The following is a 15,067-nucleotide window of genomic DNA, read 5'->3' on the forward strand; positions in this document are numbered from 1 at the left end:
AGTGTTTCTTCACATTCTCTGGCATAGACTTGGAATATGCTTATACGCGATCCTTCAACCCCAAAAGGCGGAAACACGCATACCATCATCAGACACTCAAAATATAGGAACGATTTCCTAAACTCAAGACTATCGACCTATTGACCAACGCTATCCGACCAAGTCGCGCACAACGATATTATACAAGTTATGCAGTCTATTAAAGACATTTATCAATTTCTAAAACGCATATTTGTAGACAGAGAAAACTCTGAGCAGGAACAGGCGCTTGTTCGCATCATCCTGTCATCCGCAGTGCTTTTCTATCTGTTATTTTCAGGGCCGACCAACCTGCCCCTGCAGCACCCCCGGACGCTGACCACGATCCTGATATCCAGTTTTCTCTTTTTTTCCATTGGAATTTTCATTACCACGTTAATTTGGCGGGGAGTATCCCATCCACGTCGTATCATCAGCATTGTGTCGGATATTGCTGGTTTCAGTATCGTATCGAGCTTTACCAACGACCTCCTTGCACCTTGGGTCTGGCTTTATCTATGGGTGACATTCGGCAACGGGTTTCGCTACGGAGAGAGGTACCTCCATTTTTCCACAGCCCTTTCCGTTATCGGTTTCAGCATCGTCATTGCCACCAACGAATTCTGGCATTCCCACATAAGCCTGGGGTTGGGGCTGCTTGCATCTTTTCTGGTATTACCTGGGTACGCCGCCGTACTCATCAGACGCATTCATAAAGAACGCAAACGCGCTGAGGACGCTAACCGGGCAAAAAGTGATTTTCTCGCCCGTATGAGCCATGAAATCAGAACCCCTCTAAACGGAATTATTGGTATCAGTGAGCTATTGAAGTGCTCCGATCTTCCCACGGAAGAACGTGAATATGCCAATGCCATCGCCAATTCAGGCCAAACGCTTTTCATGCTCATTGAGGACATACTTGACTTTTCAAAGATTGAAGCAGGAAAACTCATCCTCGAACAGACACAATTTGATCTGCATGAACTGATTACTCACACCATGCGCATGCTATCTCCGCAGGCGCAACAGAAAGATATACGTTTAATCAATAATGTCAGCCTTGAAATTCCTCACCTGCTCATAGGCGACCCTTTACATTTGCGTCAGATTTTGATCAACCTGATCGGCAATGCGATAAAATTCACACTTACGGGAACCGTCGAGATACGCTGCCATTTAATTCACCTCATTGAAAAACAGGCTTTGATCCATTTCGAGGTCATAGACAGTGGAATTGGTATTCAACAAGAGAAACAGACGACCATCTTCGATAAGTTCAACCAGGCTGATGAAAGCACCACCCGGCGTTTTGGTGGTAGTGGCCTCGGAACTGCCATCGCCAAGCAACTGGTCGAATTGATGGGTGGACAAATTGGGCTGGAAAGTACACCTGATGTCGGCACGACATTCTGGTTTGATATCGAATTCAAATCCAGTTCACCCCCAGCCAAAGCCGGCATAGACACGCAATTGGAAAACTGCCGGGTAATCCGGCTTTGCGAAAAGACCGGCATAAAGACGATAACCGGAAAGTACCTTCGAGAGTGGGGAGTCTCCTTTCAGGATGTCCAGAACTCGCGAGATATGTTTCGGCTCATACTCGGAGAAAATCGTCAGCAGGCACCCTATCAATTATTAATTATCGATCAAGTCCCAGTAGACGAGCAGATGCAGGAACTGCTTGAATCCTTCCGTGACGAACTTGCAATGGACAGTTTCGACATTTTGGCCATACTGCCCGATGGTGTGCCGACGTTCCCATTGGACGAGGTTACCAGCCGTATCTCAACTCTCCCTTCTCCCGTTGACAAATCCATGCTCTTCAACGCACTGCATGCCGCCTATGCAAACCGGGCTGAACAAGAGCATGTAGTAGACTTGAAGGCGAAAACCGTCAACAGCCAGGACGACTTAACAAAGCAGCGCATTCTTGTCGGCGAGGATAACTCGACAAATCGCATGGTGGTGGGAAGAATGCTCGAACTAGCAGGACACCAATTCAAACTAGTCGAAAACGGTCAGGAGGTACTGGATGCCTTGGAAAGCGCGCCGTTCGATCTTGTCATTGTCGATATGCAGATGCCGGTTCTCGGTGGACTCGACACCTTCAAAATGTACCGATTCGCCAATGGTGTGGATGCAAACGTCCCATTTGTCATGCTAACCGCCAACGCCACACTGGAAGCCAGGCAGGAGTGTGAAGACGCCGGTATTCAATTTTTCCTGACAAAACCCGTTTCTTCATCGAAACTCCTGGACACCATTGCGCAAGCTACTCATACAGGGCCAGAAAAAGCAGCCCCCATTGAGTTGAGTTCGATTAAACAGCCTCAAGCGATAAACGCCGTGCCCGCGATCATCGATCGCAGGGTGCTTGATGAGGTCATCAACCTGGGTCAGGACAACGACTTTCTTGAACGTCTGGTAGACAACTTTCTACACGACGGCCAGCAACTGATCAGTGCAATGAACAAAGCACTCTCCGCCAACAACCCCACCGATTTCAAAGACTCGGCCCACGCCATGAAGGGAACCGCTGCCTATCTTGGCCTACAAGAACTCACCAGTGCTTCAACTGATGCAAATCAAGTGGACGACTTGGCGCTCAACAACAGGGGAGCGCATACGCTGACGTCCATTGAAACGGCATTCAGCCGCGCAGAATCAATCCTGAAACAGGAACTGATAACACGCTCAGTAGCTGGAGATAAACGTTCTCAGCCCACAGCCTGACACATCAGATCTTCTTTTACTCCCCAACGCCGCTCTTGGGCGCGTAGCAGATAATCCATGAGTCGCAGGTTTTTCTTGCTCAGCCCCATCGCCGCATCGACCCACATCGTGGTGATCTTCATCAACTCTTCATAGGTAACCGGATTAAACTGGTCCATGATCTTATCAAGACAGACAAATCCGGCTGAGCGATTCTGCTGGTGCTTAATATAGTTATTAACCGCCTCCTCACCCTTGCCATCTGGGGCAATCACATCAACAAGCCCCATCTCATACAGCTCCCCCGCCGTGTAGACTTTGCCGGAAGCAATAACACGTTTTGCCAACGCAGGCGACATGCGTCTGGCGAGAAAACTAAAGGCACCCATCCCCGGAAAGAGGCCGAAAACTGTTTCCGGAAAACCAAAAGTTGCGCTCTCTTCTGCAATCAACACGTTGGTGGAAAGCGCAGCCTCAAAGCCACCTCCCAGCGCCTCTCCCTGCACCAGGGAAATAGTCGTAAATGGCAGGCCATAACCAATCGATGAAGGATAGAGAATATCGATGCAGGACTTTGCATATGACATCAGGGAGTCACGGTCTTTACGCTCAATCAGGTCGATAAAATGAGCCAAGTCACCCCCCAAATTGAAAACCCCTGGAGTCGCCGAACTCAATACCTGATACCGCAAACGATTTTCATCACCGGTATTATGTCCGTAGCTGGCATATTCACGAATCAGCTGCTGTGCCTTGGCAACATCATCCAGTAACCCCTTACTCATGCAGGGACGCCCTGGGTATTGTAATTTCGCCCAAACCGCGCTGTACTCAGGCTCATATTTAACTTCAACGTGATCAAATGAGTTGTTAAGACGGATTTGAGATTTCAGTTTATTCATCATCGTTCATCCCCTATAAATATTGTCGAGTAGAGTATTTGTTCCAAGTCGCCGCCCAAATTGAAATCCCTCTCGAAATGCTGAAAAATCACAGACCACATGATTTCAACACTACTGCCCAGCACTGCTTTCATGTTTACTGACCCTAGAAACCCTATCATTTTGTGAAAAAAGGTTGCAGATTAATAATAATGTAAAGTGAATTATCCATCCTGGATATCACTATTTGATGCTAAAATTCGAGAAATATTGACCCAACACGCATTTTTGCTGTCGGCTTTTTACCCGAACCTGCTTCTTTTTACTCACTTGTCCACAATAAAGCCAGCCCCAAACATGATAGATAACGTTTCCATTGCCGGCGTCATTCTCGCCGGGGGACAGGCAAGCAGGATGGGGGGAGGGGATAAAGGCCTCATTCCTCTCAATGGACAACTTCTGATCGAGTATGTGATCGAGGCGGTAAAACCTCAGACAGACCATCTACTCATCAGCGCCAACCGAAATTTTGACCGATACGGAAATTTTGGATTTACGGTAATTCCAGATCCGGTCGATGGTTTTCCCGGCCCTCTGGCGGGCATGCTGTCCGCGCTGCAACATACTACAGCTGATCTGCTGCTTACGGTCCCCTGTGACAGCCCCTGGGTACCCACAAACCTACGGGAACGGCTTTTCACGACATTGGCAAATGAGAATGCCGATGTCTGCTGCGTTTACGATGGAGAAAGAATGCACCCCGTGTTTTCACTGATCCGACGTGAATTGACAACTGAACTTGCTGCCTACATTGATGCCGGCGGACGGGCTGTCCATCGCTGGTTCAAACAACAGCGGCTGGCACTCGCCGATTTCTCTTCTGATCCCGAACTGTTCACCAACATAAACACGCCCGGTGAGTTGGAACGAATCGAAAAGCTGATGCAGGAACAGGCAAGGAACTAGGGCCTGTTAACAGGCCCTACAACTCATCTTCTTCGTGGTTTAGCCCTGGCAGTCGCTTGAGCCTGCCAGGGATCGTCCGGCCAGTGGTGTTTTGGATACCGCCCTTTGAGCTCTTTTTTAACTTCGCTGTAGGTGCGATCCCAGAAACCACGCAGGTCCTGGGTGACCTGAATCGGCCGCTGGGCGGGTGACAGTAAATGTAGCATGATCTGAATCCGGTTGTGGCAGATCCTTGGGGTATCTGCCAACCCGAACATCTCCTGCAGCCGCACCGCCAGCACGGGCGCTTTTCCCACTTCGTAAGTCAGCGCCTTACGGGAGCCACTGGGTACCGTCAAGTGAGTGGGCAATGTTTCATCAAGCACTTTCCGCTGCTCCCAGGAGAGCAAATTCTGAAGAATATCCGCCAGATTCAAGCGCTGCAGGTGCTCCCGCCTGGTGACACCATCAAGCCATGGCCCAAGCCACTCACCCAGACACTCAGAGAGCCAACGATCCGATAGGTCCGGCCAGTTGCTTTCAGGCATCCATTCCCGCATACAGACAACACGTGTCTGCCACTGGCGCAATTTATCTGTCCAGGACAGCGATTCTAGTCCCATCTGTTCGATACCCTGCAGCATTGTCTGCTTAAGCGTTTCCGGATCCGGAGTTTCCAAGGGAAAACTGGCCAGCATCAGAGCATCCAGCCGCTCTTCATCCCTGGCTACCACCCGGTGCCTTGCTGCATCCCATTCGATTCGCGCAACCCGTCGCAACCGCAGACCCGGCAACGCCCTGATTTCATCCTTATTCAAGGCTGCTGCAAGCTGTATACGTCCCTCGGTACGTCCTGCATCCATTTTCGCAACGACTATATATCGCTCTCCAGCCAGTACATCATTCACGGCCAGTACCGCCCCTCTGCCGGAAGCCAACAGATAACTGCCGTGACTACGCTGTTTGGCTATCCTGTCCGGGTAGGCCATCGCCAACAGACCACCCGGGGAAAAAACCTTGCCAGCAGCACTCATCTCCTCTTTTTTTGACAATTGCCGCCACTGACGGCTTACTTTGTCCACCCGGTGACACCCCGCTCTGTCCAGATTCTGTTCGGACGACTGCCGGCCACCCTGCTCGCGCCAGTGGTTCAATGCGGTCAGGCGGAGTTCCACATCAACACTCCAGGTTTCCCTGGAGCCACGCCTGAAGATATCCTGCTCACTCAGCAACGCAGCAATATCTGCAGCCATCGCACTCTCGCCGTGTTCCATGCCCACCAACAGCATATGCCCAAGCCTGGGATGCAGGGGCAGTCCTGCGATCTGTTGACCGGTCTTAGTTATCCGACCCTGCCGGTCCAGGGCATCGATGGATTCCAGCAATTCACGGGCCTGGGAGAACGCTCCAGCAGGAGGGGCATCCAGCCAACGTAGTTGAGCCGGATCGTTAACCCCCCACTGGGCCAGATCCAATGCCAGAGGCGCCAGATCAGCCTCCTGGATTTCAAGCGGATGTTGGGCTGGAAGCCGATCCTGCCGATGTTCGCTCCAGAGACGGTAACAGTGTCCGGGACCGAGCCGCCCTGCCCTGCCGGCACGCTGATCGGACGCCGCACGTGAAACCGGAACAGTCTCCAGACGCGTCAAACCGATACCGGGCAGAAAACGGGGCATTCGAGACCAACCACTGTCCACGACACAGGTCACCCCCTCGATGGTAAGGCTGGTCTCAGCGATGGATGTGGCAAGCACAATCCTGCGCCGCCCGCCGGGATCAGGGCGAATGGCACGATCCTGTGCCTCCCGCCCAAGGTCACCATAGAGCGGACAGATCAATGGGGGTTCATTGCAGGGGAGAAGACGTTCCAGGCGCTCCACCGTCTGCTTTATCTCTCCAACGCCCGGCAGGAACACCAGCAGATCTCCCTGCTGTTCCTGCAAGACCTGAAGCACGGCAGATGTCACCGAGTCGGGCAGACGTCTCATTGCAGGCGGGTCACCAAGATAGTGGAGTTCGACAGGATAGCTGCGCCCTTTGCCCTCCACCACGGGTGCCCCCTCCAGCAGATCCGACACTGCACCGGTGTCCAGGGTTGCCGACATCACCAGGATACGCAGATCCTCTCTCAGTCCGGCCATTACGTCGAGACAGAACGCTAGCGCAAGATCCGCATGCAAACTGCGTTCGTGGAATTCATCAAAGATCACCAGCCCAACCCCCTGTAGTTCGGGATCATGCTGCAATCGTCGGCTGAGGATACCCTCAGTCAAGACTTCAATGCGGGTCCGCCGGGAAACCTTGTTATCGAGGCGAATACGGTATCCGACCTGCTCACCCACCCGTTCGCCCAACTGTTCCGCCATGCGGGCCGCAGCGGCCCGGGCAGCCAGGCGTCTCGGTTCAAGCAAAAGGATTTTACGCCCCTGCAACCAGGGTTCATGGAGGAGTTCAAGGGGAACCAGTGTGGTTTTGCCGGATCCTGTCGGTGATGCCAGAACGGCGCTTTGACGACTGGTCAGAACTCGCCGCAGCGTGGGCAGTACGGCGGTAACCGGCAGGTCATTCAATTCGCTTGCGGAAGTTTTGCCACACCGATATGCGCCTCAGGATGGTGGCTGAGGATCATCTTCTGCGTCTTGGCCACATCACCTCTGGGTATATCCACCATCAGGAGCACTTCCCCCGCTTCTATGGCACGCTGAAAAGCATCGAGATCGTGGTTGTGTTCGTGACTGGAGAGCAGCGCAGAGACCACCGCCCCAAAACCCGCGCCGGCAACGGCAGCGGTCAACAGCGCCCCACCGCCCAATATGATACCTGCAGGGGGGAACGCCATTGCCAGCAATCCCCCTAATCCTCCGGCAACACCGCCCAGCCCGGCGCCCCACTCCAGACCGTGGGTCAACTCGGTCTTTTGCAGAATACCGGCCTCTGGCAGACCATCCAGGCTCTGCTCTATGCCTGCCACGGCATGCAGGTGTCGCTCGGGGATACCTGTCTCCTCCAATTCCGCAACCACGGATTGACAGGACTCTACATCAGGCATAAGAAAAAAGAGACGGCGCATAATCAGATCTCCTTCGACTACTTAATTCCCTCGTCCGGAAACACGGTTATAACCACGAAGCGGACGAAGTACACAATTAAATTGTAGGAACGGCGAGAGCGCCGTTCCTACGAACTCATTGCAGCAAGCTGCGGGGGAGTTAAACCACAAAAAATCAAATGCTGTCCATATCCCTGTCACATTCAATGTGCAGATCGAAATGAACATCATCTGGAAACTCCTGGCCAATGATCCAGATTTGCGTCAGCTCATCACTCAGCGTCGGCAATACCGTGAGTGAACTGCGAGTACGTCTTTGGTCAAAAAAGGCGAATGGTTCATCGAGGAAGAGAAACTGCTCGGCATCGACGGTACGCTTGATCAGTTCCTGGGAGAGCGCCAGTCGCACTGCCAGCATGATCTGCCGTTGGGTACCGCTGGAGATCTCGTCCAGATCCATGAAATCGCGTTTTTCACTGGAAAAAGCCCGCACACTAAGATCATCGGCAATCTGCAAATGTTCATATCGGTGTTCGGTAAACAGCGGTAGCATCTTGCTTACCAGAGATTTTAGCTTGATGTTGAACTTGTTTGAGACTTCGCGGATAGCGCCCTGAATCAATTCTCCGGCAAGTTCACAGGTTGCAATCTGCTGCATCTGTTCAGCCGCTTTGTTTTTCAGGCTGTCGCGGATGGTGATCAGGCCGTCCGCCTTGTTAATCCTGTTCTGCTCCTGCCGGATCGCTTCATCCAGCTCTCCAACCCGCTCCTGAGCCTTTTCGATTGCATGGCGCAGCAGATTTTGCTCGTTGCCGACCCCATCCCGAACCTCAGGGGCATCCGCAATAAATCCAGCCACACGCTGGGCCAGACGTTCTCTGGCCGCCTTATCCACTACGACAGTTACGATTGATTGAGGCTCATCATCCGTGTCACCGGTAGCTTCCGCTTCAGTTTCAGGACTGTCTGATTCCTTCGTCACTTCGACTGGATTTTCAAGGCCATCCAGCTCGGCAACCAATGTCTGCGCTACCGTTTCAAGACTGGCGGCACGGCGATTGAACACGCCACGACGGATCCAGAAAAAGATGAAGAGCGCAGCAAGGACCGCGACTGCGATGAGCAGCATCTCCACCTGCCACTGCGGCACATGCCCGGCCAGCCAGTCGGAGGCCTTAATCGCAAATTCATGCTCAGGCATCCTCACCAGCAGGCCCCAGAGTCCAGCCGTAGCCAGTGCCAGGATCAACATGATGAAACGTAATATTGCCGCGCGCCACCGGCCGCCGAGTGCTGCCTTGCGCACTGGCAGCGCGTCCTGATAGGCGTTGGACGCTTCGTCAATCGTTTCAACCTGGCGATCATGGTCGCCAATCTGCCTGTTGAACTGGGCCCGCTCATCCTCGAGCAAGTGAAGATATCCGGAATCGATGCCGATCTCATCGATCTGTTCATTCAAATCAGAGATTTCCCGATCCGTCTCTTCAATAACGCCTTCAGCTTCGGCGATATCCTCCTGATTGGCTGCAGCGCAATATTCGAGCGTCACCACCCCTGCCATGGTTTTGACCACGTAGCTGTGGGGGTGCGGCGTAGTGATTTCACGCTGTGCCAGATAGAAGGATTCAACGAATTCGTCGAACTCGTAGCCAATCAAGTCATAGAGCTTGTCTGCAACCGCTTCCACGCCACGAGCCAATGGCTCATCACCGGCAATGTCCTCCAGGGTTGAGAGCATGGCGCTGTGGTTTCCCGCATCATCGAGAAAACGCTCCAGGTGATATCGCTTGCGGTCGCTTGCGGTGAAATCCAGTTCCACGGAACAGTGTGTCTCTCCCCACAGAATAATCTTTTCGAGGTCATCGTCGCCGAGGGAAAAACTGCGCCCGAAGAGCGCAAAACAGACGGTTTCACCGATGGTGCTCTTACCCGATTCGTTGGGGCCGGTAATGCCGATCAGACCATTTTCCGGCAGATTCTCGAGCCTGAGACTGGAATATTTCAGGACATTTTTCGCAAGGATGCGGTGAATTATCATGACCATCCCTCGTCTTCGAGTACCTTGAGTTTACGCAGCACTCTCTCCATCGCGACTTCAAAACTCTCTTCATCGAACTCATCTCCTGAGTTTCGACGACGATCTCGTTCCGCCTCGCAATAATTAATGAATTCCCGGGCCGAAACTCCAGTTCCCTCGGCCTTTGTAATCTCTGTCTGGTCGGGCAAAGACATGAAAATCTCCAGCTTGTTATATCTCCGGCTAGAGTATAGGGAGAATTTGCGGACAGGTCATCACCTCACTGCGGCCAATTTTTGACAATTCTCCAATCGAGATACATACTGGTTGGTATGTTCCTGTTCTAAACAGTGGATTTTGAAGATTGCAACCTGATACGACACGCCAAGTACTGCTGAACGCTGCATTTCATGAGATCCACCGCAAGGGCTTCCAGTCCGCCAGTCTGACGGCAATACTCGACAATGCTGGGGTTACCAAAGGTGCACTCTATCACTACTTCGGCAGCAAAAGAGAGCTGGGCTATGCTGTTCTGGAAGAGATAATCAGTGACCATTTGCGTACCCTCTGGCTCGAGCCGTTGGCTGAGGCAACGGGTGACCCGGTTTCACAATTAAAGGGTTGTCTGATCAAAGCTGGCGAACAGCTGAATGAGAAGGACATTCGGCTTGGCTGCCCCTTGAACAATCTGGCCCAGGAGATGTCTCCCATTGATCAAGGGTTCAGGGAACGAACCGACGTTATGTATAAACTCTGGTTACAGACCATCTCTTCTGCACTGCAAAACGGTCAACAGCTTGGTAAGGTAAGGAAGGAGGTCGATCCGGAGGAGACCGCACTTTTTATCGTAGCGGCACTGGAAGGCTGCATGAGCATGGCAAAAAATGCCCAAGACAAAACAGTGCTGTTGCAGTGCGGGAAAGGTGTTTTAAATTATCTGGACAGTCTGGGAACCTGACCCAATAAACAGATAAATCGAACAATAATCACAATCAACGGAAACAAAATGAAAGAACGTTTTTTTCGTTTCATTCTGGACAGGAAGTATCTGGTCATCCTATTGGCCTTCATCATAACGTTCATCCTGGCTGCCGGGATGAAAAACCTGCAGTTCAGCAACGACTACCGGATGTTCTTCAGCGAAGAGAATCCGCAGCTGACCGCTTTTGAGCAGTTGCAGAATACTTATGCCAAAAACGACAACGTGCTGTTTGTGCTCGCGCCGGAAGACGGCAAGGTATTCAGTCGTAAAACCTTGAGCGCCGTTGAAGAGCTGACCAAGGCAGCCTGGCAGATTCCCTACTCTCTGCGCGTCGATTCCGTCACCAACTTTCAACATACCTATGCCGAAGGCGATGATCTGGTGGTTGACGACCTGGCCCGCAATGCTGCCAACCTGCCGGATGAGGATCTGCAACGAATTCAGGAGATTGCGGTAAAAGACCCGCTCCTGGTGCATCGTCTCATCTCCCCCAAGGCACATGTCACGGGCGTTAACGTAACGATACAGCTGGCGGAAAAAAAGCTCACCGAGGTACCTGAAGTTGCCGAGGCAGCCCAACAACTGGCACAGCAGATCGAGCAGAAATATCCCCATATCAAAATCTACCTCACCGGCATGGTGATGATGAACAATGCATTCCCGGCAGCATCGGTAAAAGATATGAAAACGCTCTACCCGGCCATGTTCGCCGCGGTATTGATCACCCTCGCGCTGATGTTACGTTCAATCCCCGGTACTTTTTCAACCCTGATAGTCATCATCCTGATGATACTCGGCACCATGGGAATCACCGGTTGGCTTAACATTAAACTCTCTCCCCCAACCACCACCGTACCCATCGTCATCATGACCCTGGCAATAGCCGACTGTGTCCATGTCCTGGTCAATTTCCTGCATGGGATGCGCGTTGGTTTGGCCAAACGGGATGCGTTGCTGGAGAGCCTGCGCATCAATCTGCAGCCGATCTTTCTCACCACGATCACCACTGCTATCGGATTCTTGAGTCTGAACTTCAGCGATGCCCCACCGTTCCGGGATCTCGGTAATATGGCTGCAATGGGTGTCGTCCTGGCATTCATCCTCTCGGTCACTCTGCTGCCGGCGATGATGATGATCCTGCCGGTCAAGGCTATGAATGCTGATTCACGCGGAAGCAGAGCGATGATGCACCTTGCGGAGTTCGTGATCCGGCATAAAATCAAGCTGCTTTGGGTGGTAGGTGGCTCAATTCTGTTCCTGATAGCACAGATTCCCAACAACCGGCTGGACGACCAGTTCGTCAAATATTTTGATGAAACCAATGAATTCAGAACCGCCACTGATTTTGCGACGGACAATCTGACCGGCATCTATTTGATCGAATACTCTCTCGATTCCGGAGAGGCAGGCGGGGTCAGCAATCCAGAATTTCTCCGCAATGTCGAAGCATTTGCCCAGTGGTACCGGCAGCAACCCAACGTCCTGCACGTCAACACACTTACGGATATCATGAAACGGCTCAATCGGAACATGCATGCGGACGACGACGAGTGGTATCGCCTGCCGGATAAACGTGACCTGTCAGCGCAGTACCTGCTGCTCTATGAATTCTCGCTTCCCTTCGGACTGGATCTGAACAACCAGATCAACGTCAGGAAATCGGCCACACGCTTCATTGTCACGTTGGAAAGCATCTCCACCCAGCAGATGCTGGCCATCGAGGAAAGCGCGCAACAATGGCTGGCAACAAACGCGCCCGGCATGAAAGCCGATGGGGCCAGCCCCAGTATCATGTTTGCCCACATCGGCAACAGGAATATCCGCTCCATGCTAAAGGGCACCACTCTGGCGCTGGTGATGATCTCTGCAATCCTTATCCTCGCCTTCCGCTCTCTGCGCATCGGTGGACTGAGCCTGCTACCGAATCTGGTCCCCATCGGTACGGCCTTTGGTCTATGGGGGCTCCTCGTAGGAGAGGTTGGGCTTGCCCTCTCGGTGGTCAGCGGCATGACCTTGGGCATCGTGGTGGATGACACGGTGCACTTTCTCAGCAAGTTTCTGCGCGCCCGCCGGGAGCAGGGTATGAATGCCGAAGATGCCGTGCGCTACGCTTTCTCCACCGTCGGTACGGCACTATGGGTCACCTCGTTTGTGCTAATGCTGGGTTTTGCCATCCTCGCCCTCTCCCACTTCCAATTGAATGCCGGCATGGGTCTGCTGACATCGATTACTATTGGATTGGCCCTGCTGGCCGACTTCCTTTTCCTACCACCCTTGTTGATGCTCTTCGGAGGCCGAACAAAATGAAACGACTGCTGCTCATCGTTCTCTGCAGCTTGCTGCCGCTTACCGGTAACGCCATGACACCGGAAGAGCAGGGCCTGGAGATCGCCAGGGAGGTGGATCGCCGCGATACCGGCTTCCACGACTTCAAAGCCACCATGACCATGCTGCTGCGCAACAAACACGGGGAGGAGAGCCTCCGCCACATGCGCACCAACGCCCTGGAGGTTGAGAATGATGGTGACAAGACGCTGATCATCTTTGATCGCCCACGGGATGTAAAAGGCACCGCCCTGCTGAGTTACTCCCACAAGACAGGCTCGGACGACCAGTGGCTCTACCTCCCGGCGCTCAAACGGGTGAAGCGCATCGCCTCTCGCAACAAATCCGGTCCCTTCATGGGCAGTGAGTTCGCCTACGAGGATCTGTCGTCACAAGAGGTGGAGAAGTACACCTACAAATATATCCGCGATGAACAGCTCAACGGCAAAGATGTCCTGGTTCAGGAACGCTATCCCGTGGATCCCAACTCCGGCTACACCCGTCAGGTGGTATGGATCGACAAGGCAGAATACATCCCGTTGAAGATCGAGTTCTATGATCGGAAAAAAGCTCTGCTGAAAACCCTGGAATTCAAGGGTTACAAGCAGTATCTCGATCGTTACTGGCGGGCCAGTGAAATGTTCATGCAGAACCAGCAGACCGGGAAGAGCACCTTGCTCACCTGGGAGGATTACAAGTTCCGCGCTGGCCTGAAATCCTCCAACTTCGGCAAGAACAGTCTCAAGCGAGCCCGTTAATTTCCAACAGAAAAATTGCAAATATCTTTAATAACCACCCAGTATGCGGTCCCGGCCAAGCGCAGCAGATCGGGCATTTCAAAGCAAAAAGGCTTCTGCAGTTTTGCCGGTTCCGCTCCGCTTGAACCGGCCTACGCCGGAAACAACGATCAAAGACCAAGCAGCATAAAAATGAAACACTGGATCAAAGCCCTCTGCCTCATCCCATCATTGGCCGGCGCCGGCGAATGGACAGGTTATATCGAAGGCCAGGGGCGCTACTTCACCCAGGAGGCACTCGATCCGGCACAGAGTGACGGCTCACTCTCCCTGGCATTCGAACCCGAATATTACCACGCCTGGGACGACGACCGCCAAAGTTTCATCTTTCGTCCCTTCCTGCGCTGGGATTCCCAGGATAACAGCCGCACCCATGCCGACATCCGCGAACTGCTCTGGACCCATGTCGGCGACGAGTGGGAGGTTCAGGCGGGAATCGGCAAGGTCTTCTGGGGTGTCACCGAGGCACGTCATCTGGTGGATGTCATCAACCAGACTGACCTGGTGGAAAACCCGGACGGCGAGCAGAAGCTCGGCCAACCCATGATCAAGCTCTCATTCGAAAGGACTTGGGGGGTACTGGATATATACGCCCTGCCCGGCTTCCGGGAGCGAACTTTTCCTGGTGAGAAGGGTCGTCTGCGCTCACATCCCAGAGTTGACAACGATCTGGCAAGCTATGAATCCAGCGCCGGCAACAAGCGCGTCGATCTGGCCCTGCGCTGGTCCCACTCGCTCGGCGATTGGGATATCGGACTTGCCCACTTCTATGGCACCAACCGCAATCCTCTCCTGCAACCCATCCTGAACAGCGCCAATGAGACCGTATTGGCACCCTATTACGAACTCATTCACCAGACCAGTCTCGACCTGCAGGCAACCAAAGGAGACTGGCTGTGGAAACTTGAGGCGCTCTACAGCACATCCGATAGGGAGGATGTCTTCTCCTACACCGGTGGTTTTGAATACACCTTCATCGGTCTGGGCGATAGCGATATGGACCTTGGGGTGCTGACCGAGTACATGTATGACGAACGGGGCGACAATGCACCCATCGCTTTCGAGAACGACACTTTTCTCGGTCTGCGGCTGACTGCCAACGACGAGCAAAGCAGTGAACTGCTGACCGGCGTCATCAAGGACATGGATTCAAGCGCCTGGTTATATAACTTGGAGGCGAGCCGCCGCATCGGTGATACCTGGAAGGCATCCGCTCAAATCCGCCTCTGGATTGATGTGCCAGCAGACGACCCGCTCTACACTACCAGTCAGGATGACTATATTGAGTTCAATCTTGCCCGATACTTCTAACTGGTATCTGTTCGGAAACCTGTATCGGGG

Annotated in this window: 11 protein-coding genes; 6 read left to right on the forward strand and 5 right to left on the reverse strand. The window is 52.9% G+C overall.

Going from position 1 to position 15,067, the window contains the following annotated elements:
• The first annotated feature begins 189 nt into the window (after nt 1-189).
• A complete protein-coding gene (locus tag HPY30_02095) occupies nt 190-2,751 on the forward strand; it encodes a response regulator (GenBank protein QYZ64888.1) in 2,562 nt (853 codons plus the stop codon).
• On the opposite strand, the gene HPY30_02100 is transcribed toward HPY30_02095, so the two are convergent.
• Nucleotides 2,736-3,632, reverse strand: coding sequence for a crotonase/enoyl-CoA hydratase family protein (locus HPY30_02100; protein QYZ67870.1), 897 nt, complete (start codon nt 3,630-3,632; stop codon nt 2,736-2,738). The two genes, HPY30_02095 and HPY30_02100, sit on opposite strands and share 16 nt — an antisense overlap.
• 336 nt (nt 3,633-3,968) lie before the next feature.
• On the opposite strand from HPY30_02100, the gene mobA reads away from it, so the two are divergent.
• Complete coding sequence (gene mobA, locus HPY30_02105; protein ID QYZ64889.1) at nt 3,969-4,577, forward strand: molybdenum cofactor guanylyltransferase; 609 nt, start codon at nt 3,969-3,971, stop codon at nt 4,575-4,577.
• Nucleotides 4,578-4,600: 23 nt separating this feature from the next.
• On the opposite strand, the gene hrpB is transcribed toward mobA, so the two are convergent.
• The 4 genes from hrpB to HPY30_02125 all read right to left on the reverse strand — a co-directional run bounded on the left by hrpB (nt 4,601) and on the right by HPY30_02125 (nt 9,837).
• The gene (hrpB, locus tag HPY30_02110) at nt 4,601-7,126 is read right to left on the reverse strand and encodes an ATP-dependent helicase HrpB (GenBank protein QYZ64890.1); all 2,526 of its coding nucleotides are present in this window, start codon (nt 7,124-7,126) and stop codon (nt 4,601-4,603) included.
• Nucleotides 7,123-7,626, reverse strand: coding sequence for a DUF1269 domain-containing protein (locus HPY30_02115; GenBank protein QYZ64891.1), 504 nt, complete (start codon nt 7,624-7,626; stop codon nt 7,123-7,125). Before HPY30_02115 ends, hrpB begins: the two co-directional genes overlap by 4 nt.
• A 154-nt stretch (nt 7,627-7,780) precedes the next feature.
• The gene (locus tag HPY30_02120; protein ID QYZ67871.1) at nt 7,781-9,643 is read right to left on the reverse strand and encodes an AAA family ATPase; all 1,863 of its coding nucleotides are present in this window, start codon (nt 9,641-9,643) and stop codon (nt 7,781-7,783) included.
• On the reverse strand, nt 9,640-9,837 hold the full coding sequence (locus HPY30_02125; protein ID QYZ64892.1) for a nodulation protein E: 198 nt from the start codon (nt 9,835-9,837) through the stop codon (nt 9,640-9,642). The genes HPY30_02120 and HPY30_02125 overlap by 4 nt, the downstream gene beginning before the upstream one ends.
• Before the next feature lie 149 nt (nt 9,838-9,986).
• Here HPY30_02125 and HPY30_02130 point away from each other — a divergent pair, with 149 nt between their 5' ends.
• The 4 genes from HPY30_02130 (at nt 9,987) to HPY30_02145 (ending at nt 15,037) form a co-directional block, all read left to right on the forward strand.
• Nucleotides 9,987-10,580, forward strand: coding sequence for a TetR/AcrR family transcriptional regulator (locus HPY30_02130; GenBank protein ID QYZ64893.1), 594 nt, complete (start codon nt 9,987-9,989; stop codon nt 10,578-10,580).
• A 48-nt stretch (nt 10,581-10,628) separates the two neighbouring features.
• A complete protein-coding gene (locus HPY30_02135; GenBank protein QYZ64894.1) occupies nt 10,629-12,911 on the forward strand; it encodes an MMPL family transporter in 2,283 nt (760 codons plus the stop codon).
• Nucleotides 12,908-13,687 carry an outer membrane lipoprotein-sorting protein gene (locus HPY30_02140; GenBank protein QYZ64895.1) on the forward strand — a complete coding sequence of 260 codons (780 nt, stop codon included), beginning with the start codon at nt 12,908-12,910 and terminating at the stop codon, nt 13,685-13,687. Before HPY30_02135 ends, HPY30_02140 begins: the two co-directional genes overlap by 4 nt.
• Nucleotides 13,688-13,858: 171 nt before the next feature.
• Nucleotides 13,859-15,037: a hypothetical protein gene (locus HPY30_02145; GenBank protein QYZ64896.1), complete on the forward strand. Its 1,179-nt coding sequence runs from the start codon at nt 13,859-13,861 to the stop codon at nt 15,035-15,037.
• Nucleotides 15,038-15,067: the final 30 nt, after the last annotated feature.

It is taken from the genome of Gammaproteobacteria bacterium (ex Lamellibrachia satsuma) (assembly GCA_019623805.1).
Lineage (GTDB): Bacteria > Pseudomonadota > Gammaproteobacteria > Chromatiales > Chromatiaceae > QGON01.